18 protein-coding genes and 1 tRNA gene are annotated in these 22,166 nt (G+C 72.9%); 7 read left to right on the top strand and 12 right to left on the bottom strand.

The genetic code is table 11. The features are described 5' to 3' along the window. The 6 genes from selA to KBX37_RS11940 form a co-directional block, all read right to left on the bottom strand. On the bottom strand, positions 1 to 976 hold a 976-nt coding region (gene selA / locus KBX37_RS11970; protein ID WP_210775974.1), incomplete at its 3' end, for an L-seryl-tRNA(Sec) selenium transferase. A gap of 22 nt (positions 977 to 998) precedes the next feature. Further along, positions 999 to 1,094: transfer RNA gene (locus tag KBX37_RS11965), tRNA-Sec, on the bottom strand. 45 nt (positions 1,095 to 1,139) lie between these two features. Beyond that, positions 1,140 to 2,171, bottom strand: coding sequence for an NrfD/PsrC family molybdoenzyme membrane anchor subunit (gene nrfD / locus KBX37_RS11960; protein WP_210775980.1), 1,032 nt, complete (start codon positions 2,169 to 2,171; stop codon positions 1,140 to 1,142). A gap of 452 nt (positions 2,172 to 2,623) precedes the next feature. Then, on the bottom strand, positions 2,624 to 3,721 hold the full coding sequence (locus tag KBX37_RS11955; protein WP_210775973.1) for a 4Fe-4S dicluster domain-containing protein: 1,098 nt from the start codon (positions 3,719 to 3,721) through the stop codon (positions 2,624 to 2,626). Then, positions 3,714 to 7,010 carry a formate dehydrogenase gene (gene fdh, locus KBX37_RS11950; RefSeq protein WP_307849044.1) on the bottom strand — a complete coding sequence of 1,099 codons (3,297 nt, stop codon included), beginning with the start codon at positions 7,008 to 7,010 and terminating at the stop codon, positions 3,714 to 3,716. The genes KBX37_RS11955 and fdh overlap by 8 nt, the downstream gene beginning before the upstream one ends. Before the next feature lie 419 nt (positions 7,011 to 7,429). Continuing rightward, a complete protein-coding gene (locus KBX37_RS11940; protein WP_210775970.1) occupies positions 7,430 to 8,020 on the bottom strand; it encodes a hypothetical protein in 591 nt (196 codons plus the stop codon). Positions 8,021 to 9,074: 1,054 nt separating this feature from the next. Between KBX37_RS11940 and KBX37_RS11935 the strand changes: the two genes are divergently transcribed. After that, complete coding sequence (locus KBX37_RS11935; RefSeq protein WP_154936863.1) at positions 9,075 to 9,407, top strand: hypothetical protein; 333 nt, start codon at positions 9,075 to 9,077, stop codon at positions 9,405 to 9,407. Then, complete coding sequence (locus KBX37_RS11930; RefSeq protein ID WP_307849043.1) at positions 9,404 to 10,063, top strand: nucleotidyl transferase AbiEii/AbiGii toxin family protein; 660 nt, start codon at positions 9,404 to 9,406, stop codon at positions 10,061 to 10,063. Before KBX37_RS11935 ends, KBX37_RS11930 begins: the two co-directional genes overlap by 4 nt. A gap of 31 nt (positions 10,064 to 10,094) precedes the next feature. Here the strand turns inward: KBX37_RS11930 and KBX37_RS11925 are convergent, their stop codons facing one another. Continuing rightward, the gene (locus tag KBX37_RS11925) at positions 10,095 to 10,997 is read right to left on the bottom strand and encodes an SDR family oxidoreductase (RefSeq protein WP_210775969.1); all 903 of its coding nucleotides are present in this window, start codon (positions 10,995 to 10,997) and stop codon (positions 10,095 to 10,097) included. A gap of 229 nt (positions 10,998 to 11,226) precedes the next feature. On the opposite strand from KBX37_RS11925, the gene KBX37_RS11920 reads away from it, so the two are divergent. Beyond that, a complete protein-coding gene (locus KBX37_RS11920; RefSeq protein WP_210775968.1) occupies positions 11,227 to 13,020 on the top strand; it encodes a bifunctional UDP-sugar hydrolase/5'-nucleotidase in 1,794 nt (597 codons plus the stop codon). Between the two features lie 84 nt (positions 13,021 to 13,104). On the opposite strand, the gene KBX37_RS11915 is transcribed toward KBX37_RS11920, so the two are convergent. Beyond that, the gene (locus tag KBX37_RS11915) at positions 13,105 to 13,296 is read right to left on the bottom strand and encodes a hypothetical protein (RefSeq protein WP_210775967.1); all 192 of its coding nucleotides are present in this window, start codon (positions 13,294 to 13,296) and stop codon (positions 13,105 to 13,107) included. Between KBX37_RS11915 and KBX37_RS11910 the strand changes: the two genes are divergently transcribed. Further along, positions 13,295 to 13,462 (top strand): hypothetical protein, encoded by a 168-nt coding sequence (locus KBX37_RS11910; RefSeq protein ID WP_210775966.1) that lies wholly within the window; start codon positions 13,295 to 13,297, stop codon positions 13,460 to 13,462. The two genes, KBX37_RS11915 and KBX37_RS11910, sit on opposite strands and share 2 nt — an antisense overlap. A gap of 10 nt (positions 13,463 to 13,472) precedes the next feature. On the opposite strand, the gene KBX37_RS11905 is transcribed toward KBX37_RS11910, so the two are convergent. Continuing rightward, positions 13,473 to 14,651 (bottom strand): geranylgeranyl reductase family protein, encoded by a 1,179-nt coding sequence (locus tag KBX37_RS11905; RefSeq protein ID WP_210775965.1) that lies wholly within the window; start codon positions 14,649 to 14,651, stop codon positions 13,473 to 13,475. 138 nt (positions 14,652 to 14,789) lie between these two features. On the opposite strand from KBX37_RS11905, the gene KBX37_RS11900 reads away from it, so the two are divergent. Both KBX37_RS11900 and KBX37_RS11895 read left to right on the top strand, forming a co-directional pair. After that, positions 14,790 to 15,026 carry a hypothetical protein gene (locus KBX37_RS11900; protein ID WP_088962112.1) on the top strand — a complete coding sequence of 79 codons (237 nt, stop codon included), beginning with the start codon at positions 14,790 to 14,792 and terminating at the stop codon, positions 15,024 to 15,026. A gap of 60 nt (positions 15,027 to 15,086) precedes the next feature. Beyond that, the gene (locus KBX37_RS11895; RefSeq protein ID WP_210775964.1) at positions 15,087 to 16,517 is read left to right on the top strand and encodes an MFS transporter; all 1,431 of its coding nucleotides are present in this window, start codon (positions 15,087 to 15,089) and stop codon (positions 16,515 to 16,517) included. Between the two features lie 412 nt (positions 16,518 to 16,929). Here KBX37_RS11895 and KBX37_RS11890 read toward each other — a convergent pair whose 3' ends face one another. Next, positions 16,930 to 17,517, bottom strand: coding sequence for a hypothetical protein (locus tag KBX37_RS11890; RefSeq protein ID WP_210775963.1), 588 nt, complete (start codon positions 17,515 to 17,517; stop codon positions 16,930 to 16,932). A gap of 862 nt (positions 17,518 to 18,379) precedes the next feature. Between KBX37_RS11890 and KBX37_RS11885 the strand changes: the two genes are divergently transcribed. After that, positions 18,380 to 20,008 carry an alkaline phosphatase gene (locus tag KBX37_RS11885; RefSeq protein WP_210775962.1) on the top strand — a complete coding sequence of 543 codons (1,629 nt, stop codon included), beginning with the start codon at positions 18,380 to 18,382 and terminating at the stop codon, positions 20,006 to 20,008. Positions 20,009 to 20,086: 78 nt separating this feature from the next. On the opposite strand, the gene KBX37_RS11880 is transcribed toward KBX37_RS11885, so the two are convergent. Together KBX37_RS11880 and KBX37_RS11875 are read right to left on the bottom strand one after the other, a co-directional pair. After that, positions 20,087 to 20,779: a hypothetical protein gene (locus KBX37_RS11880; RefSeq protein ID WP_210775961.1), complete on the bottom strand. Its 693-nt coding sequence runs from the start codon at positions 20,777 to 20,779 to the stop codon at positions 20,087 to 20,089. Between the two features lie 228 nt (positions 20,780 to 21,007). Then, a complete protein-coding gene (locus KBX37_RS11875) occupies positions 21,008 to 22,117 on the bottom strand; it encodes a DUF3626 domain-containing protein (protein ID WP_210775960.1) in 1,110 nt (369 codons plus the stop codon). Positions 22,118 to 22,166 lie beyond the last annotated feature (49 nt).

The following is a 22,166-nucleotide window of genomic DNA, read 5'->3' as shown; positions in this document are numbered from 1 at the left end:
CCGGGCCGTGCAGGGTGGCCGCCAGGGCGGCGAGGGTGAGCTTGTCGACCCGCAGCGCGCGGGCGAGGGGGTGCCGGCGCAGCCGCTCGACCAGCGCGGCGTCGCCGAGCAGCAGCCCGGCCTGCGGCCCGCCGAGGAGCTTGTCGCCGCTGGCGGTGACCAGCGCCGCGCCGGCCCGCAGGGTGCTGGCGGCGTCCGGCTCGTCGGGCAGCAGCGGGTCCGCCGCGAGCAGCCCGGAGCCGATGTCGGCCACCACCGGCACGCCGAGGGTGGCCAGCGCGCGGACCGGCACGGCCGAGGTGAAGCCGGTGACCAGGAAGTTCGACGGGTGCACCTTCAGCACGAAGCCCGTCGTCGGGCCGATCGCCGCCGCGTAGTCGGCCAGGGTGGTGCGGTTGGTGGTGCCGACCTCCCGTAGCCGGGCGCCGGTGCTCTCCATCAGGTCGGGCAGGCGGAACCCGTCGCCGATCTCCACCAGTTCGCCCCGGCTCACCACGATCTCCGCGCCGGCGGCCAGGGCGGTGGCGGCGAGCACCAGCGCGGCGGCGCCGTTGTTCACCACGTGCACGGCCGCCGCGTCCGGCACCGCGGCGGCGAGCGCGTCCAGGGCGTCGCGTCCCCGCCGGGCGCGCCGCCCGGTGCGCAGGTCCAGCTCCACGTCCGTGTGCCCGGCGGCGGCGGCGACCGCCTCGACGGCGGCAGCCGACAATGGCGCCCGGCCGAGGTTGGTGTGCAGCACGACGCCGGTGGCGTTGAGCACCGCGCGCGGCACCGGCGCGGGCAGCGCGGCGAGGGCGTCGTCGGGTACCTGTTCGGGGGTGATGTCGCCGCGGCGGGCGCGCTCCTGGGCGCGGCCCACGGCGGCCTTGACCCGGTCGCGGCCGAGGGTGGCGACCGCCGCGGCCAGGCGCGGGTCGGCCAGCAGGGTGTCGGTGCGCGGCACCCGCCGTCGTGGGTCGGCCGGCGCCTCGCCCATGCGCGTCATCTCCCGAGCGGTTTGGCGGAGACGGACGGGAATCGAACCCGCCTGGCCCGGGTCCCGGGCCACACCGGTTTTGAAGACCGGGAGGGGCACCAGCCTCCTGAACGCCTCCGTTGAGGAGTCAACCACAACCCCTCGGCCCGTCGCGCGGCGAGCCTCAGCCTTCGCCGGCCTCCCGGCGGCGCACCCGCTCCCGCTGCGGCACGACCGTGTACTTCGGATCCCGGGCCGAGGCGACGCCACCGTGGAAGATGCCGAACCGGGTGGCCACCGACGCGGCGAGCAGCGCCCCGCCGGAGAGCGCGGAGATCACCCGGCTGCGCCGGCCGACCAGCGCCCCGGCCACCCCGACGGCGGTCAACGCCCGCCCGGCGCGCAGCAGCCGGCCGGCCCGGCCCGTCCGGTACGGCTCACTGAGCAACCCGAGCCGGGTCTCCACCGAGTGCGAGCCGAGCAGTTCCAGCGCCGCGCCGGCCACGGCCATCCGCCGCGCCGGGCCGGCCTGCGCGCACGGCGCGGCGATCAGCCCCACGCCGGCGCCGCTGGCCAGCGCGCTGCCCGCGAAGATGGTCGGCAGTTCCGGGTACGCCTCGTGCCACGACGGCACCGCCGTCCCCGCCAGCAGCACCCCGGTGTACGTGGCCAGGGCCGGCGCGGTGGCGGCGGCGGCCAGCCCGGCGGCCTGCCCGACCGGGGGCAGCACCCGGCGGGCCAGCCCGAGCACCCCCCGCTCGGGGAGCCAGGGCGCCGCCTCGGCGATCGCGGCCACGCCGGCGGCCGGCCCGAAGGCGCTCAGGATCCAGGTGCCCACCGACATCGGCGAGGTCGGCTTCGCGACCCGCAGCATGTGGTGGAAGCGGGACGGCCGCCCCAGGTCGTGGATCAGAAAGTACGCGCTGGCGGTGACCGCGCCCAGCGCCGTGACCCGGCCGGCGCGGCGCAACGCCGGGCGGCCGGTGAGCTGCCCGCCGGCGGCCAGCAGCGACGAGCCGGCGGCCAGGCCCCCGGTGAACAGGTACGCGGCGATGTCCCACCGCCACACCGGCGCCTTGAGGATCGGCCGGCCGTAGTACGAGGTGAAGTCGGCCTCCGGCACGCGCAGCTCCTCGCCGCCGCGCCCCGCCCGCCTGCGGCGACCCCTGCGGTCCACCGGCGCGACGTCGCGCGGCGGGTCCGGGGCGAGGCGCATCTCCGCGGCTTCCGAGTCGGTGCGGCCCGTACCGACGCCGGTACCGCGCGCACGGCCTGCACGGCCGGTGGCCCGGGCGCCGTTCACCGCGCCCCGGTCGGGCGCTGCTGGCCGGGCGGCGTCCACGGCGGCCTGGCCAGGCCCTGTTGTCCGGGCGGCGTCCACGGCGGCCTGGTCACGCCCTGTCGCCCGGCGGGCGTCCACGGCGGCCGGGTCCGGTGCGGGGGCGGGTCCGGACGTCATGGCGCCCGCACCGACCCGCCGCTGGTCGGTGCCCGGACCGCCGGACTCTCCGGCCAACGCCGCCGACGGCTCGGAGCCGGCGGGCCCCACGCCGATCTTGGGCCCGTGGCCGCCCCGGTGGCCGGGGCCGCCGAGGCGGGCCGGTCCCTGCGTCTCCAGCCGGTCGCGGAAGCGACGGAACAGCGAGCCGACGGGCGTGCGGTCCGGACTCACGACGAACCTCCGACGAACGCGGCGACCACGGCCGCCGTCATGGCCAGCGCGGCCAGCCCGGCCCGCTTCCACATCTTCGGCAGATCGCGCGTGGTCACCACCGGGTCCGGCGGCAGGCCGTACACCTCGGGCTCGTCGAGCAGCAGGAAGAACGCACCGTCACCGCCCACGCCGTCGGTGGGGTCGTTGCCGTAGAGCCGCGCCTCCGGCACCCCCCGCTCGTGCAGCTGGGCCACCCGCCGCGCCGCCCGCTCCCGCAGCTCGTCCAGCGGTCCGAACTGGATCGACTCGGTGGGGCAGGCCTGCGCGCAGGCGGGCGTCATGCCCGCGCCGAGACGGTCGTAGCAGAGCGTGCACTTCCACGCCCGGCCGTCCCCCTTACGCTGGTCGATCACCCCGTACGGGCAGGCCGAGATGCAGTAGCCGCAGCCGTTGCAGATGTCCTCCTGGACCACCACCGTGCCGAACTCGGTGCGGAACAGCGAGCCGGTCGGGCAGACGTCCAGGCAGGCGGCGTGGGTGCAGTGCTTGCAGACGTCCGACATCATCAGCCAGCGGAATTCGGTGCGCTCCTCGACGCCGGTGGACCGGCCGGGCGGCTGCGAACCGGGCATGCCGAGGAACTCACCGCCCGCCCGGGTGCCGTTGCCGCGATCGGCGACGGTGGCCGGTGCCGCGGCGCCATCGGTGGCCATCCGGGCGGCGGCGGAGGCCGAGCCCGGCGGCACGCCCGGGTCGGTGCCGGTCGGGTTGCCGGTGCCGGCGGCGACGGCCGCCGAGGACGCGCTGACCGACCCGTCGGTCGGGGTGCCGGCGAACGGCGGGGTGCGGTGCCCGGCCGGGACGGGCTGCTCGATGAAGGCCACGTGCCGCCAGGAGTTGGCGGTCAGCGCGCCGGTGTTGTCGTACGACATGCCGAGCAGGTCGAACCCGGAATCCGGTACCGCGTTCCACTCCTTGCAGGCCACCTCGCACGCCTTGCAGCCGATGCAGACGCTGGTGTCGGTGAAGAAGCCCACCCGCGGACCGGCGTCGACCCAGCCGGCGTCCGGGGCGGGGTCGAGGGGGCCGTAGAGGCTGTTGGCGTCAGGCATCGTCGACATCCTCCCCCTCGGCGGGCGCCGGCGCAGGAGGGTGCACCCCTTCGGTCACCGTGGGCGCCGACCGTCCCGGCACGATCCCGGCCCGCCGCTGGTAGTCGGCGACCAGGTCCCGCAGGGCCGGCCCGGTCGGCCGCCGCCCGGGCCGCACGTCGCAGGTGCCGACCTTGCTCTCCTGGATCAGTACGTTCGGGTCCAGGGTGATGCCGAACAGGTCGTTGGCCGAGTCGCCGGTCACCAGGCCCTCGAAGCCGAAGTGGTACGGCAGCCAGACCTGGTGGATCACCCGGCCGTCCACCCGCAGCGGGGTGAGCCGGTCGGTGACCAGCACCTTCGCCTCGATCACCGCCCGGCCGCTGACCAGGTGCGCCCAGCCCAGATGGGTCAGGCCGGTCTCGCCGGCCAGCTCCGGCGACACCTCGACGAACATCTCCGGCTGCAACTCCGCCAGCGGCCGCACCGTCCGGCTCATCGCGCCGGCCGTGTGGTGCTCGGTCAACCGGCTCACCGTGAACACGTACGGGAAGACCTGGCTGTGCTCCTCGGGCGGGCTCGGGTTCACCGAGTTCACCGGGTGGGCGTAGACCTTCCGGGTCGGGTTGGCCTGCTGACGGTAGAGCGGGTTGCGCAGCGGCGACTCGGCCGGCTCGAAGTGCGTCGGCAGCGGGCCGTCGAGCACCCCACTCGGCGCGTACAGCCAGCCCTTGCCGTCGGGCTGCATGACGAACGGGTCGTCACCGGCGATCCCCGCCGGCCCGGACGCGCCCTCCGGCGGCCGGTACGTCGGCGGTTTGGTCTTCTCGAAGTCCGGCACGTCGTGGCCGGTCCACTCGCCGGCGTCCGGATCCCACCAGACGTAGCGTTTCCGTTCGCTCCACGGGCGGCCCTGCGGGTCGGCCGAGGCACGGTTGTACAGGGTGCGGCGGTTCGCCGGCCAGGCCCACCCCCACTCGGCGGCCACCCAGTCCTGCTCGTGCCGGGACTTCCGCCGGGCGGCCTGGTTGACCCCGTCGGCGTAGACGCCGGTGTAGATCCAGCAGCCGATGGCGGTGGACCCGTCGTCCCTGGCCTCGGCGAACGCGGACAGCGGGCGGCCGGTCGCCACGTCGTACCCGTTGATCTCGCGCAGCACCGCCTCGGCGCTGGGCTCGGCGTGCGGACCGTGCGTGGGATAGTCCCAGGTCAGGTCGAGCAGGGCCCGGTCCCGCGGCTGGTCCGAGTCGGCCAGCTTCTCCCGTAGCCGGCGGCCGAGGTGGTAGAAGAACCACAGCTCGGAGCGGGCATCGCCCGGCGGGTCGAGGGCCTTCTCCCGCCACTGCAACAGCCGCTGCGTCTGGGTGAAGGTGCCCTCCTTCTCCACGTGCGAGGCGGCGGGCAGGAAGAACACCTCGGTGCGGCACTCCTCCGGCACGATCTCGCCGGTGGCGACCTCCGGGCCGTTCTTCCAGAAGGTCGCGCTCTCGATCATGAACAGGTCGCGGACGACCAGCCAGTCGAGGTTGGCCATGCCCAGGCGCTGCGCGCGGCCGTGCGCGGAGCCGACCGCCGGGTTCTGGCCGAGCAGGAAGTAGCCCTTCACCTTGCCGTCGATCATGTTCAGCACCTGCTGGTAGGTGCCGTGGTCGCCGGTCATCCGGGGCAGGTACCCGTAGCAGAAGTCGTTCTCCGGCGTCGCCGCGTCACCCCAGTACGCCTTGAGCAGGCTCGCGCCGAAGGCGCGCGCGTTGCCCCAGAAACCCTTCTGGCCGGGGTGCCGGATGCTGTCGACCCACTGGTCGAAGGTCGGGTGGTCGGCGTGGTGCGGCATCGGCAGGTAGCCGGGGAGCAGGTTGAACAGCGTCGGGATGTCGGTGGAGCCCTGGATGCTGGCGTGCCCGCGCAGCGCCAGGATCCCGCCGCCGGGCCGACCCATGTTGCCCAGCAGGAGCTGGATGATCGCGCCGGTGCGGATGTACTGGACGCCGACGCTGTGCTGGGTCCAGCCCACCGAGTAGATGAGCACCCCGGTGCGCTCCCGGCCGGAGTTCTCCGTCCAGGCGCGGGCCAGTTCCAGGAACTTGTCCTGAGGGATGCCGCAGACCCGTTCCACCATCTCCGGCGTGTAGCGGGCGAAGTGCCGCTTGAGGATCTGGTAGACGCAGCGCGGGTGCTGCAACGTCTCGTCCCGCGGCACCTGACCGGCGACCTGGGCGCCGTGCGACTCGTGGCGCAGCCCGGCCGCGCTGTCCCGCTCCTTGGCGGTGTGCCCACTGCCGGAGGAATCCTCGTGGCCCTCGTACTGCCAGCTGTCCTGCACGTAGCTGCTGGTCTCCGGATCGAACCCGGAGAAGAAGCCGTCACCGTCCTCGGCGTCGACGTACCGCTCGCTGACGATGGTGGCGGCGTTCGTGTACGCCAGCACGTACTCCCGGAAGTCCAGCTCGTTCTCGAGGATGTAGCGCACCACCCCGCCGAGCAGCGCGATGTCGGTGCCCGCGCGGATCGGCAGGTACGTGTCGGCCACGGCGCTGGTCCGGGTGAACCGGGGATCGACGTGGAACACCTTGGCGCCGCGCCGCTTGGCCTCCATCACCCACTGGAAGCCCACCGGGTGGGCCTCGGCCATGTTCGAGCCCTGGATGACGATGACGTCAGCGTTGGCGACGTCCTGCTGGAAGTCCGTCGCACCACCGCGACCGAAGCTGGTCCCCAGACCGGGGACGGTGGCGGAGTGTCAAATCCGCGCCTGGTTCTCGATCTGGAGCGCCCCCATCGCCGTGAACAGCTTCTTGATGAGGTAGTTCTCCTCGTTGTCCAGCGTCGCCCCGCCCAGGCTGGAGATGCCCAACGTCCGGTTGAGCGGCCGGCCCTCGCTGTCGACGTCCTCCCAGGTCTCCTCACGGGCGGCGAGGATCCGGTCGGCGATCATGTCGAGCGCGGTGTCGAGCTCCAGGTCCTCCCACTCGGTGGCGTACGGCCGCCGGTAGCGGACCGTGGTCTGCCGCAAGGGACTGGTCACCAGGCTCTTGCTGGCCGAACCCTTCGGGCAGAGCCGGCCGCGCGAGATCGGACTGTCCGGGTCGCCCTCGATCTGGGTGACCCGACCGTCGGTGACGAACACCCGCTGCCCGCAGCCCACCGCGCAGTACGGGCAGACCGAGCGGGCCATGCTGTCCGCCGTCTCGGTGCGGGCGGTCAGCTCGGCGGAGCGGCCGGACTGCGCGGCGGCACCTCGACCCAGCGGGTCGGTGCCGGTGAGCTGCCGGTAGACCGGCCAGCCCTCGAGGAAGGTACGCACGCCCACGCTCGGCACCTCCTCCCCGACGCCGCGGAAGCTGACCTTCTGAACATAGGGCAGGACGGCAGGGTCCGCGAGGGGAGCCCAGCGATCCCTTCCGCCGCACGAAACAGCGCCGCCCCCGGCCCTGCTGGGTCGGGGGCGGCGCTGGGGTGTCGGTGTGCAGGTCGCCTCTCGGCGAGTGGCACGACGCGGCTCCAGCCGAACGGTATTCCGCGAAGGCAATTTAGGTGAGGCCCGGGGACACTGGACACACCGACACCTGACTCAACAGGCTACCCGCTCCGGGTCTTCCACCGGCCGTCGTGACGCGTGCCACTGCTTGTTCCGTGCGTGGGTCGCGGTGGTCGGTGGGTGGGGTGTGGATGTGCCGCTGGCCGGTACCCCGCTCGGGGGTGCCGGCCAGCGTGTTGGTTCAGGGTGGGTCAGTTGTTCCAGTGCTTGGCGACGAGGTCGGCGGCCTGCTTCTCCCACTGGGCGTAGTGGTCCGGGTAGGCCGAGACCTGCACGGTCTGGGCGGCCTTGGTCAGCGGCATGTCCTGCCAGCCGTCGACCTGCTTCAGACCCTTGAGGAACGCCATCGTGCTGTACTCGGGGTCGGTGATCTGCTCGACGGTGCCCCAACCGCTGGACGGGCGCTGCTGGAACAGGCCCTGCGAGTCGTGGTCGTTACGGGCACCCAGGTGACCCAGGTTCTCCAGCTTCGACTCCTGCAGGGCGGTCGCGATGGCCACCACGGCCGCGCGCTCGTCCATGCCCGACTTCTTCGTCGCTGCGATGATCGCCTTCACGTTGGCGGTCTGCTCGTCGCCGAGGTCGATGTGGGACTGCTTGCCCTGCACACCGTGCGGGATCAGCCTGTCCACGCCGGGCTTGTCGGCCTGCACCACGGCAACCGCCTTGGCGTCCACGGCCGGGGCGGCGTGGGCCTCGGTGACCGGGCCGGCGAAGACGCCACCGGCGAAGGCCAGACCAGCAATACCCAGAACGCTCTTACGCAGAATGGTGGTGTTCATCAGAGTGGCTCCATTCGGGGGTCGGCGACGTGTCCAAGGGGGGTCGGACACGCGCAAGCACCACGACGGCGCTCAAAAGATCAAAGGGGAAAGTCTTCGCCCCGGCAGGCTTCGCGAGCGGGGGGCTCACGGCGCCGGGTCCACGACCGGCGGCCCACCATCATTCCGGGGGCCCATCCCCGGGCCGGCCACGCGTTCGGGCCAGGCCAGCGGGGGTGCTGCTGCGATCGTCAGGTGATGTAACGACCCGGGGCCCGTCATCATTCCGGTGCCCGGGCACCCCGGGCGGCCCACGTGATCGGGCCAGGCCAACGGGGGTGCTGCTGCGATCGTCCAGGTGATGTAACGACCCCCGCCCGGCCACCATTCCACCGCCAGCATGCCGCCGGTCACGGGACGACCCGCCACTCGCCGACCAGACCCGGACATCCGGGCACGCCCAGCCGAGCCGGCAACCGGACATCCGGAACGCGAAGGCCAGCCCGGCGCGCGACAACCGGCACGCCGATCCGGCCGGAACCGGACATCCCGGCACGGCGAGCGACCGGAACGGGCGAACCCCGCGCCTTGCCGCCCCTCAGTCCGCGGCCGCCCGCACTCACGGCACCGGCACCGGGCCACCCCGCGAGGGGCACGGTTTGCGGCCTGTCGCGCGATCTCGCGCCCAGGTCCCCCGCGACACACCGCAAATCGCGGAGGCGACGACGGGCAGGGCCGGGGCGGCTCGCGTACTCGGGCAGGGGTGGCCGGGCGGCGCGGACCATGCGGGACGGGCGGGTCAGGAGGCGCGGGCACGGACCGTGCGGGACGAACGCGTCAGGAAGGTGCGGGCGCGGATCTTGGCCGCGTACCCGGCGGGCACCGACCGGGCGGCCAGCCCGAGGCGGTCGAGGCCGGCCTGCGTCGGCGGGTGTGATCGGTGCCGGAGACGGGCGTGATCGGCCGCAGCGGGGGGTGGTGGGAGCGGGGGCGCGGGACGGGAGAAATGGGCGGGGAGCGGAATGCGGGCGGCCTGGTCGGCTGCGCAAGGCGGAGTCGGCGTTACCCTGACACCATGCAGGCCGTCGTCAGCACCGCGCCCCACCTGGCCCGCCCGGGCCGTCCCGCCGTGGTGGCGCGCACCCTGGCGGAGCTGGCCGGGCCCACCCGGGGGGTGGTGGAGCTGCCGGTGCGGTTGATGTGGAACGCCGACCGGACGTTCGACCTGGGTGACCCGGACCAGTTGCTGTGGATGTACGAGAACGTGCTGCGGGAGACCACCCGCGCCGAGGACCTGCGGCACCTGATCAACGGCCGGACGTTGCGGCGGGTGTGGCGGCGGTTGAACCTGCCGCGGGGCGTCCGGCAGGCGTGGGAGAGTCGGCACCGGGGTCTGCGTACCGCGTGAGCGGCCCTCACCTGCACGAGTTCTACCGGGAGGTCGCCCGGGTGGCGCTCACGGCGGCCGGGCCGCACCGGTTCGTGCTCGGCGGCGGGGTGGCCTGGGCCGCGCACGGGCTGGTCACCCGCCCCACCGAGGACGTCGACCTGTTCGCCGACGTGGAGGGCGCGGCGGCGGCCGCCGCCGCGGAGGTGCGGGCGGCGCTGGAGCGCGCCGGGTTCGAGGTGGCCGACGCCGACCCGGACAGCGACCTGGGCGAGCTGTTCGACGGCTTCGACCGGGACATGAAGGATTTCGTGGTCACCCGCGGCCCGAGGCGGATCCGGCTGAGCCTCGCCCGGCTCGACCGGTACCGCTCCCCCGTGGTGATGGACTTCGGCCCGGTGATGGACGTCCGGGACCTGGTGGCGAACAAGACCGCCGCGCTGGTCAACCGGCGCGAGGTCCGCGACTACATCGACGTGTCGGCGGCGCTGGACCACTACCCGGTGGCCGAGCTGCTGGCGCTGGCCCGGCAGGTCGATCCGGCGCTGGACGACGACGACGTCCGGGAGGCGGGCCGCTACCTGGACCGGGTGCCGGACCAGCGGTTCACCCGCTACGGCCTGGACGACGCGCGGATCGCCGAGGTCCGTCGCCGGCTGGCCGCCTGGCCCCGCTGACCGCCGCGACGGCCAGCTGGGCGCGTTGCGCTCACTTGGTGAAGCGGCCGCCGGTCACGCCGAGGATCTCACCGGTGACGTAGCTGGACTCCTGCGAGGCGAAGAAGACGTACGTGGGGGCGAGTTCCGCCGGCTGGCCGGGGCGTCCCATCGGGGTGTCCGTGCCGAACTGCTTGACCTTCTCCTGCGGCATGGTGGCCGGGATGAGCGGCGTCCAGATCGGGCCGGGGGCCACCGCGTTGACCCGGACGCCCTTCTCGGCCAGCTGCGCCGCGAGCCCCTTGGTGAAGTTGGCGATCCCCGCCTTGGTGGTGGCGTAGTCGAGCAGCTGCGGTGACGGGTCGAAGGCCTGGATCGACGTGGTGTTGATGATCGTGGCGCCGTCGTCCATGTGCGGGATCGCCTCCTGGCACAGCCAGAACATGGCGTACAGGTTGGTCTTCAGGACCCGGTCGAACTGGGCGGTGCTGATGCCGGCGATGCCGTCGTCCTGGGACATCTGGTAGGCGGCGTTGTTCACCAGGATGTCGATGCCGCCCAGGTCGGCCAGGGTCCGCTTCACCAGCTCCCGGCAGTGGCCCTCGTCGGTGAGGTCGGTGCGCACCGCCACGCCCCGGCGGCCGGCCTCCTCGACCAGCCGCACCGTCTCCCGGGCGTCGGCGTCCTCCTCCTCGCTCAGGTAGGAGATGACCACGTCGGCGCCCTCGCGGGCGAAGGCGATCGCCACCGCGCGGCCGATGCCAGAGTCACCGCCGGTGATCAGGGCCCGCTTGCCGGTCAGCCGGTCGCTGCCCCGGTACGACTCCTCGCCGTGGTCGGGCTTCGGGCCCATCTCGCCGGTGGAGCCGGGCGCGGACTGCTGCTGGGCGGGCTGGCCCTGCTGCTGGCCGTACTGCTCGGTGGGGTCCTGCTGGGTGTACTGGTCCTCGCTCACCGGTGCTCCTCGGGGTAGTTCGTCCGGCCTTCTGCTCGTCTGCCCTACCCGGCGGGCCGGGCCGGAAACGACGGCGACCGCCGCCCGGACGACCTCGGTGTTACGCCACGATGGCCGGCGGCGCTGGTGGGGTGGAACACCTCGAGCCACTGTGGCGGGAGTGACAGCGGCTCGTTATGGTGCGCAACGGTGCCCACGAGGCGCCTCACCCCCATTGGAAGGGCACCGCATGACCTCCTCCTCCGGCGCCTCGCGGCGCCAGGTGCTGGCCGTCGCCGCCGCCGCGGCGACCACCCCCCTGATCGCCGGCGCCCCCGCCCGGGCCGCAGAGGCGACGGGACCGAAGACCTGGGACCTGACCGTGCTCGGCACGTCGGACACCCACGGCAACGTCTACAACTGGGATTACTACAAGGACGCCGAGTACGACGACAGCAGGCACAACGATGTCGGCGTCGCCAAGCTGGCCACCCTGGTCAACCAGATCCGCGCCGAGCGCAAGGGCAAGCCGACCCTGGTCCTCGACGCCGGAGACACCATCCAGGGCACGCCGCTGGCCACCTACTACGCCAAGCAGGAGCCGATCACCACCAGCGGTGAGACGCACCCGATGGCGAACGCCATGAACATCCTGAAGTACGACGCCGTGACGCTGGGCAACCACGAGTTCAACTACGGCCTGCCGCTGCTGGCCACCTGGATCTCGCAGCTGGGCTTCCCGGCGCTCGCCGCCAACGCGGTCAACGCGGCCACCGGCAAGCCGGCCTACCTGCCGTACGTGATCAAGAAGGTCCGCCTCGGCGGCTGGGACTCCCCGACCATCAACATCGGCATCCTCGGCCTCACCAACCCGGGCGTGGCCATCTGGGACAAGGGCAACGTCGAGGGCAAGCTGGTCTTCCCGGGCATGGTCGAGACCGCCGCCAAGTGGGTGCCGAACATGCGCGAGCGCGGCGCCGACCTGGTCATCATCTCGGCGCACGGCGGCGACAGCGGCACCTCCAGCTACGGCCCGGAGCTGCCGAACGAGAATCCCGTCACGCTGATCGCCCAGCAGGTCCCCGGCATCGACGCGATCCTCTTCGGCCACGCCCACGCCGAGGTGGTGGAGAAGTTCGTCACCAACACGGCCACCGGCGCGCAGGTACTCACCGCCGAGCCGTCGAAGTGGGGCCAGCGGTTGACCCGGATGGACTTCACCGTCCAGAAGGTGCGCGGCACCTGGAAGGTCGTCACCAAGCGCGCCACCATGCTCAACACCAACACGGTGGTGGAGGACCCGGCGGTGCTCGCGGCCGTGCGCGGCCAGCACGACAAGACCGTCGACTACGTCAACACGGTCGTCGCCCAGTCCTCCGAGGAGCTGTCGGCCGCCGAGTCGCGGTACAGGGACACTCCGATCCTGGACTTCATCAACCACGTCCAGACCGAGGTCGTCACCGCGGCGCTGGCCGCCACGTCGTACGCGTCGCTGCCGGTGCTGTCGATCGCCGCCCCGTTCAGCCGCACCGCGGTCTTCCCGCAGGGCGACGTGCGGATCCGCGACGTGGCCGGCCTCTACGTCTTCGACAACACCCTCGAGGCCGTGGTGCTCACCGGCGCCGAGGTGAAGGCGTACCTGGAGTTCTCGGCGAAGTACTTCGTCACCCTGCCGGTGGGCGCGGCCGTCGACCCGGCCACCATCAGCGACCCGGCCGTGCCGGACTACAACTACGACGTGATCTCGGGCGTCGACTACGACATCGACATCAGTAAGCCGGTCGGCCAGCGGATCACCCGCCTGGTGCTGGCCGGCACCGACACCCCGGTGGCCGACACCGCGCAGTTCGTGATCGCGGTGAACAACTACCGGCGCAGCGGTGGCGGCAACTTCCCCGGCATCGTCAAGACCCAGGTCTACAACGAGCAGCAGGAGATCCGCCAGCTGCTGATCGACTGGGCGCAGGCGAAGGGCACCATCGACCCGGTCGACTTCTACGTCCCGAACTGGAAGCTGGTGCGCGAGGGCGTGCCGGTCTTCTGAGCCGTACCACCGACACACGCCGACGGGCCGCGGGGCTCGACCCCCGCGGCCCGTCCGCGTCCGGTGCCGCCTCGCCGGTCGCGGTCAGCCGCCCGGCCCGACCCGGAGGTGCCACTCGTCGTCGTTGGTCGACTCGGGTCGGTCGCGGCGCGGATCGGTCTCGGTGAGCTCCACCCGCTCCTCGGGGCGGACCGCCGGCGGCAGATCGCCGAAGCGCACGTGGCGGAGGAAGGCGTACTCCTCGTCGTCGAACGAGGTGGGCTGTGGGTCGGTCATGCCCGCATTGTGCCGCCGCCGGTCCAGCACCGCCGTCGCATCAACGACGCCCGCGCGGGTCAGCGCGCCGGCGACGAGGTGGGGACACCTGCGCGCGGTACGGATGACCGCTCCGGGGATGCTCGGACAGCTGGAGGTCCAGGGCTGGGCGGTGGTCGTGCCCTGACCGGGGGGTGTCAGCCGGATCGGGTGGTCATCGACTCGGCGGGGGCCGACGGCGTGCGCTGCCGTACCGGCGGGAGGCGGTCCAGCAGCGCCAGACCGGCCCGCACGGGGGCCCGGGTCAGCGTCTGGTCGAAGCTGGCCCGGCCCTGGCAGAACCGGACGAACATCCCCCAGCCGGCTGGCGTCGCCAGCAGGGCGTGGAAGACGTCGGGCCGGCGTTCGAACACCTCCAGCAGCCGGTGCCCGGCCCGCATCGACGGGACCAGCTGCTCGGTCACGTCCCGCTCGTAGCCGGCCAGGTCACCGGCGGCGACCGCCGCGCCGGCCAGTGCCCCGGAGCGCAGCGCGTAACTGATCCCCTCCCGGCTCCACGGCTCCAGCAGGCCGGCCGCGTCGCCGGCGACCAGCACCCGGCCGTGCCGCAACGGCGACCCCGCCGCCCGGCAGCGGGTCAGGTGCCCGGAGTCGTGCTCGGCCTCCACCCCGGACAGCCCGAGCCGGTCGACGAAGCGGCGCAGGTAATCGCGGGTCCGCTCCCCCTCGCCGCGGGCGGCGATCACCCCCACCGTCAGGCTCGACCCCTTGGGAAACACCCAGGCGTACGAGCCGGGCACCGCTCCCCAGTCGAGCAGCAGCCGGCCGCGCCAGCGCCGCTGCTCGGCCGGCGGCACCGGCAGCTCCCGCTCCAGACCCAGGTCCACCTGGCGGAAACGGACACCCACGTGCCGGGAGGCGACCCCCGAGGAACCGTCCGCCCCGACCACCGTCCGGGCGTGCACGGTCTGGCCGTCGGCCAGCCGTACCCGTACCCCGTCGGGGTCCTGGTCGATGCCGCGCACCGCGACGCCCTCGCGCAGCTCGGCCCCGGCGGCGACCGCGGCCGCGCGCAGCCGGTCGTCGAACTCGTCCCGGCGGACCATGGCCACCAGCGGGGTGCGGTGCCGGCGGGTGAAGGCGCGTCGCCCGTCCCGGGTGAAGGTCACCCGGTCGACCCGGTCGTGCGCGGGCACCTCGATGCGGCCGGCGACCGCCGTCAGCGAGGTGCCGATCAGGCCGCCGCCACACGTCTTGTACCGGGGGTGCACGGCCCGGTCCAGCACCAGCGTGCGCACCCCCGCGCCGGCCGCGGCGTGGGCGGCGGAGAGCCCGGCGGGGCCCGCGCCGACGACGACGAGATCCCAGGTGATCACGGGCTCCAGCCTAGGGCACCCCGGCGCGGCCGGCCGCTCACGACCGACCGATCGGGTGGGCATTGTCGGTCACCCGGCGGGTAAGCCGCGGTACCCAGACCGCCCGTGCGACGGGCGGGTCACGGCAAGGAGGTCACCATGCAGCAGGTACGTCTGTCGGAGGCCGAGGTACGGGTGTACGACGCGGTCGCCACGCTGGAGGCGCGCGGCCAGGTGCCGTACCCCGACTCGATCGCCCAGGAGGCGGGGATGGCGGAGGAGGAGGTGCACGGGCCGTTGCACCTGCTCACCGAGAAGGACCTGCTGCACCGGGAGGACTCCCCGATGGCCGGGCTGGACTTCGGCCCACGGTGGTGTGCCCGCCAGATGGCGTAACCGGTTTGCCCGTCGGGGCGCCGGGTAGCGGTCGGTCATGGAAGCGGGTAGCGGTCGGTCATGGATGATCGACGGGCCGCCGTGACGGACGCGGGTGACCGACGCCGTTGGCAGGCCCTCGGGGTCGGGCTGGTCGCGGCGTTCATGACGCTGCTGGACGTCAGCATCGTCAACGTGGCCGTCCCGTCGATGGACCGGGCGCTGCACGCGAGCCCGAGCGACCTGCAGTGGGTGCTCTCCGGGTACGCGCTGACGTTCGGGCTGATCCTGGTGCCCGCCGGTCGGTTCGGCGACGCCCGCGGGCGACGTACCGCCTTCGTGGTGGGCGTCGCCCTCTTCACACTCACCAGCGCCCTCGCCGGCCTGTCCACCTCGCCCGCCTGGCTGGTCACCACCCGGCTGCTCCAGGGCGCCGCCGCCGGGGTGGTCAACCCCCAGGTGACCGGCCTGATCCAGCAGCTGTTCCGGGGCGCCGAACGAGGTCGGGCCTTCGGTCTGCTCGGCGCGACCATCGGCATCTCCACCGCGGTCGGCCCGCTGCTGGGCGGGTTGCTCATCCAGCTCGGCGGCGAGGAGCACGGCTGGCGTTGGGTGTTCTTCGTCAACGTGCCGGTGGGCATCCTCGCCGTGGTGCTCGGCTGGCGGCTGCTGCCCGCCCGACCGACCGGGCAACCCGACCGGCACCGACTGGACCCGGTGGGTGTGCTGCTGCTCGGCGTCGGCGTGCTGCTCCTGCTGCTGCCGCTGGTGCAACGCGAGCAGTGGCAGAGCCCGTGGAAGTGGGCGCTCGTCCCGGCCGGCCTGGCGGTCCTGGTCGGCTTCGGCCTCTGGGAGCGCCGGTACGCCCGCCACCAGACACCCCTGTTCGACCTGCGGCTGTTCCGGCTGCGCTCGTACACCCTCGGCGCGTTGATAGCGCTGGTGTACTTCGGCGGGTTCACCGCCATCTTCTTCATCTTCACGCTCTACCTGCAGAACGGCCTCGGCTACAGCGCGCTGATCGCCGGCCTGGCGATCACGCCGTTCGCCCTCGGCTCCGCACTCGCCTCGACGCTCGGCGGCCGGATCGTCAACCGCTTCGGCCGCCCACTGGTCGGCATCGGGCTGGTCGTCGTGGTGATCGGCCTCGGCACGGTGGTGCTCGTGCTGCGCGGCTCGCCGCAGCACTCCGTACCGCTGCTGACCGCGGTGCCGCTGCTGGTGGCCGGGCTGGGCAGCGGGCTGGTCATCACGCCGAACCAGACCCTCACCCTGTCCCAGGTGCCGGTGCCGCAGGCGGGCAGCGCGGCCGGGATGCTCCAGACCGGCCAGCGGATCGGCTCGGCGGCCGGGATCGCGGCGGTCGGGGCGATGTTCTTCTCCTCGCTCGCGAGCACGGGCGGGGACTGGGCCGCGGCGTTCCGGCATTCGTTGTTGCTGGCGGCGGGGGTGGTCGTGCTGGCGTTGGTGGCGGCGGGGGTGGACATCTGGGTGGGGCATCGGCGGGGGTGATCCCGCTCCGCCCGGGGTGATCTTCGGTCCGCCGGCTGGTCGGTGGATTCCGCTCCGCCGGCTGGTCGGTGGATTTCGCCCCGCCGGCTGGTCGGTGGTGGGGTGTGGCCCGCACCCCCACACCCGTGGACCGCCCGCCGTTGCCGACCGCGCCGCGCTCCGCCGACCACCCCGTTGATCATGAAGGTGGCAGGCAGTGGACCCACCGCCGCCGCCAACGTCATGATCAACGGGGTGGTCGGGTCTGGCCCGGGGCGATCTTGGACAGTTGTCGTTCCGACGAAACGGTAAGTGTCCAAGATCCGGCCGGACAGGGGTGGGTTCCCCGGCGGATATGCCGCTGGCCGGCACCCCGCTCAGGGGTGCCGGCCAGCGTGTCGTTCAGGGGCGATCAGCAGTCGTTGAGGTGCGGTCAGTTCCAGTGCTTGGCGACCAGGTCGGCGGCCTGCTTCTCCCACTGGGCGTAGTGGTCCGGGTAGGCCGAGACCTGCACGGTCTGCGCGGCCTCGGTCAGCGGCATGTCCTGCCAGCCGTCGACCTGCTTCAGACCCTTCAGGAACGCCATCGTGCTGTACTCGGGGTCGGTGATCTGCTCAACGGTGCCCCAACCGCTGGACGGGCGCTGCTGGAACAGGCCCTGCGAGTCGTGGTCGTTACGGGCACCCAGGTGACCCAGGTTCTCCAGCTTCGACTCCTGCAGCGCGGTCGCGATCGCCACCACCGCGGCCCGCTCGTCCATGCCCGACTTCTTCGTCGCCGCGATGATCGCCTTCACGCTCGCGGTCTGCTCATCGCCCAGGTCGATGCGCGACTGCTTGCCCTGCACACCGTGCGGGATCAGCCTGTCCACGCCGGGCTTGTCGGCCTGCACCACGGCAACCGCCTTGGCGTCCACGGCCGGGGCGGCGTGGGCCTCGGTGACCGGGCCGGCGAAGACGCCACCGGCGAAGGCCAGACCAGCGATACCCAGAACGCTCTTACGCAGAATGGTGGTGTTCATCAGAGTGGCTCCATTCGGGGGTCGGCACCCAGGCTCGATGGGGGTCGAGCGGGCGCAAGCACCACGACGGCGCTCAAAGATCAGGGGAAAGTCTTCGCCCGGCAGGCTTCGCGAGCGGGGGGCTCGGGTGCCGGGTCCATGTGTAACGACCGGCGGCCCACCATCATTCCGGGGGCCCGCATCCCCGGGCGACCCACGTGATGGGGCCGGGCCAGCGGGGGTGCTGCTGCGATCGTCCAGGTGATGTAACGACCCGGGGCCCGTCATCATTCCGGTGCCCGGGCACCCCGGGCGGCCCACGTGATCGGGCCAGGCCAACGGGGGGTGCTGCGATCGTCCAGGTGATGTAACGACCCCCGCCCGGCCACCATTCCACCGCCAGAACGCCCCGAGCACCCGACTCCCGGAGCGATTCGCGCAAAACCGGACGCCCATGCAGCCGAATATCGGACGCGCGGGGCGGTGAGGATCGGCCACCGTAGGGACCTCGGACACGGCGCGATCCCGACATCGGGCACACACCCCAGTGGCCGGCCCGGATTTCATCCCGACCGCCCACAACCGGGCGGCCGCACCCTCTCCCCGGACGAGCGGAACACCGTGGCCTGTCTCCAGAGGCGGGAGACGACCATGACGTTCCACGGGTCGGCGGCGGGAGAGTGGTGGCCGGCGTCGAACACCACCATGCAGCGGATTTGTCGGTGCCGGCGGGTAAGCGGACGTGACTCGACCAATCGGTCCACAAAGGATGTCGTTAACAAGGTGATCGTCGGACGGAAAAGCGAAACACAATGGAAGGACTGGCGAACAGTCGCCGCAGGGGGCAGCGGGAACGCGGCGGGTACCGGTAAACACATAGACCATGACCAACACCCTCGACCGCCGCACCCTCCTGCGTATGGCCGGCGCATCCGCCGGCACGGCTGTCCTCGCCGGCGCCACCCTTGCCGGCGCCGGTGCCGCCCACGCCGCCGGTGGCGCCTTCCTGCACGGTGTCGCCTCGGGCGATCCGCTGCCGGACGGCATCCTGCTCTGGACCCGGATCACCCCGACCCCCGACGCGACGCCCGGCTCCGGCGTGGGCCCCGATGTGGAGGTGAGCTGGCAGGTCGCCACCGACCCCGACTTCGTCACGGTGACCGCACAGGGCCAGTTGACGACCGGTACCGCCCGCGACCACACAGTGAAGGTGGCGGTCAGCGGTCTGGCGCCGGCGACGACGTACTGGTACCGGTTCGGGTACGCCGGCGGATGGTCGCCGACGGGCCGGACCATGACCGCCCCGCCCACCGACGCGGCCATCGACCGGTTGCGGCTGGGCGTGGTGTCCTGCGCGAACTGGGAGGCCGGCTACTTCGCGGCGTACCGGCGGCTGGCCGACCGGGGCGATCTGAACCTGGTGGTGCACCTCGGCGACTACCTCTACGAGTACGGCACCGGCCAGTTCGACGCGGCGGGCACGGTGGTGCGCAAGGTCGAGCCGGCGCACGAGGTGCTGACCCTGGCGGACTATCGGATCCGGCACGGGCTCTACAAGTCCGACCCGGACCTGGTGGCGCTGCACGCCGCGCTGCCCTGGGTGATCACCTGGGACGACCACGAGGTGGCCAACGACGCCTGGTCGGGTGGGGCGGAGAACCACACCCCGGCCACGGAGGGCGCCTGGGCGGACCGGGTGGCCGCCGCGCGGCGGGCGTACCAGGAGTGGATGCCGGTGCGGATGGGCGAGGACGGCGCGATCTACCGGCGGTTCCGGTACGGGCAGCTCGCCGAGCTGTCCATGCTGGACCTGCGGACGTACCGCTCGCAGCAGGCCTCGGGCACGGCGGTGGACGACCCAGGTCGCACCGTCACCGGCGACGCCCAGATGACCTGGCTCAAGGCCGGCCTGGCCGCGTCGACGGCGCGCTGGAAGCTGGTCGGCAATCCGGTGATGATGGCGCGGGTCGACGTCGGCTCGCTGCCGGCGTGGCTGCTCGGGCCGCTCGGCACGCTGCTCGGCATCCCGCAGAACGGCGCGGTGCTCAACGCCGACCAGTGGGACGGCTACAACGCCGACCGCAACGAGCTGGTCGACCACCTGCGGGCGACCGGGACCCGCGACGTCGTCTTCCTCACCGGTGACATCCACACGTCGTGGGCGAACGAGGTGACCACGAAGTCGACGGGGTTGTCCAACCCGGCCGCCGCGGAGTTCGTGGTGCCGTCGGTGACCAGCGACAACGTCAACGACTTCCTCAGGCTGCCGGCCGGCAATCCGCTGAGCGCCCTCGGCGCCGGGCTGATCCGGTCGACGAATCCGCACGTCAAGTGGACGGAGCTGGACGGGCACGGGTACGGGGTGCTGGAGGTGACGCCGCAGCACTGCCGGATGGACTGGTACCACCTGACCGACCGGACCCGGGCCGGCAGCGCGAGCCGGTGGGTGGCCGGGTTCTCGGTGGGCGCGGGGTCGGCGAAGCTGCGCCGGGAGACCGCCCCGACGCTCTGAGCCGGGGGTACGCCCGCGAACGACGACCGGCCGGCCCCCGTGACGGGGACCGGCCGGTCGTGCTGCTCGTTCAGAAGGTCACCAGAGCTGCTGGACGATGTCCGCAGCCTGCTCCTCCCACTGCGCGTACGCGTACGGGAAGGCCGAGATCTGGACGGTCTGCGCCGCGGTGGTCAGCGGCAGGTCCTCCCAGCCGTGCACGTTCTTCAGTGCCTCGAAGAACGCCCGCGATGAGTACTCGGGGTCGGTGATCTCCTCCGGCGTGCCCCAACCCGACGACGGGCGCTGCTGGAACAGCCCCTGCGAGTCGTGGTCGTTGTACGCGCCGAGGTGCCCCAGGTTGTAGAGCTTCGACTCCTGCAGCGAGGTGGCGATGCCGATCACCGCGCCGCGCTCTCCCACGCCGGTCTTCTTGGCCGTCTTGACGATGGCCTTGGCGTTGGCGAGCTGGTCGTCGTCCAGTGGGATGCGGGACTGCGCGCCCTCCACGCCGTGCGGGATGAGCTTGTCCTTGCCCGGCTTGCCGGTCGGGACCTTGCCGGTCGCGCTGCCGGTGGTCAGGCCCGACTCGACCGTGGCGCCCTGCCGGCTCTTGCCGGTGGCGAGGTCGATGGCGGCCACGGCCCCGGCGTGTGGTCCGCTGGTGACGGGGGCGGCCACAGCGGCGGGTCCGAACGCCAGGGCGCCGAGACAGGCGACGCCGGCGACCTTCAGTGTGGTGATGCGGTTCTTCGCGATGGCGGGGAGCCATCGAGTGAAGTCGGCCCTCACGATGGTTGCCCTTTCGTCGTGTCGACGCGCTCGCTCAGTGAGCGCCCCTCGGGGGAACTACCTGGCCCGCCGGGGTTTGCCTGCCGGCGGTTCTGGGGACACAACCAGGTTCACCTGTCGGGCATTCCGGAAATGCCAGGACCCCCGGGGGCTGCGGCGCGGGTCACCCCGAGGATCGGACGGCAGGGACAGAACCAGACGCCAGCCGCGTGCGCGTCGAACCGGACGTCAGGCGCGGGGCGCGCCGAACCGGACGAGGACGTGCCAGAGCTGTTTGAGGTGCTGGAGGGTGTCGGCGGTCGGTCCCCGGTCCGCCCAGCGCTGCAGCTCGCGGACCACCGAGGCCGCCGCCCGGCCGATCAGCGCGGCGTCGATTGGCGCTCCCGGCGTACCGAACTCGGCGTGCACCCGGGCGGCCAGCACCGGGATGGCCGGTCCCCGGAAGTCCGGGTCGACGTCCTCGACGGGTAGCGCGAAGCCGGGGTGGAAGAGCAGTTCGATGCCGCACCGGTGGGCGATCCGGGCCAGTACGCGCCCGGTGTCCGTGTCGTGGAACGAGGGGTCGACGACGATGGCCTCGACGTCCCGGGCCAGTTCGACGCCACCGTGGACCTGCGCCTCGACGTAGTCGTCCAGGGCGCGGCCGGCGGACCCGGGCGTCCACGCCTGCCGCTCCCGCCGGCGCAGCAGCGTCGCGACGAGGCGCGCGGTGTCCATGCCGGCGACGCCCAGGCTGACACCGATGCCGGCGGTCACCTCCAGCAGGGCGGCCAGCACCGGCTCCGCGACGTCGACCGTGCCGAAGTCCTTCGGCCCCAGGTGGCTGTCGCCGAAGCAGAGCGTGGTCCGGGCCAGCACCTCGGGACGCAGCCGCAGGTGGCAGGAGCCGAAGCGGGGGCAGGCGCCGTCGGGGTGGTCGAGCAGGTTCAACCCGCCGTAGACCGGTCGCTCGGCGGGGCCTACGCCGGGGGCCTGGTACGCACGGCCGAACATCGCCTCCTCCCAGCGGTCCCGGTCCCCGCCCGGGTACGCGGTGAGCCCGCCGTTGGAGATGCCGGTGAGGAACTGGCTGCGGTAGCTCCCCTCCTCGGCGAGCACCTCGGCCACGGTGCGACCGTCGGCGATCAGCCGGTCGGGGTGGAAGTTGACCGTCAGCCCTCCCCCGGCGGTGATCGCGGCGATCAACTGCTCGGGGTGGTGGCCGGCGCCGGACCCGGCGAGGTGCCGGGCGATGGTGGCCAGCGCGGTCGAGCGGTCCCGCAGCGCGACGGTGCGCACGTGGCGCAGCGCGGCGGACTGCGCCGGGGTGAGGACGACGGGGCGGGTGGCGGCCGGCATGGGCAGCAGTATCGGCGGCGAACCGCGGCCAGTCGACCCGTTTCCGGCC

Source organism: Micromonospora sp. U56 (assembly GCF_018070095.1).
Classification (GTDB): domain Bacteria; phylum Actinomycetota; class Actinomycetes; order Mycobacteriales; family Micromonosporaceae; genus Micromonospora; species Micromonospora purpureochromogenes.
This window is presented reverse-complemented; position numbering and strand designations above follow the sequence as displayed.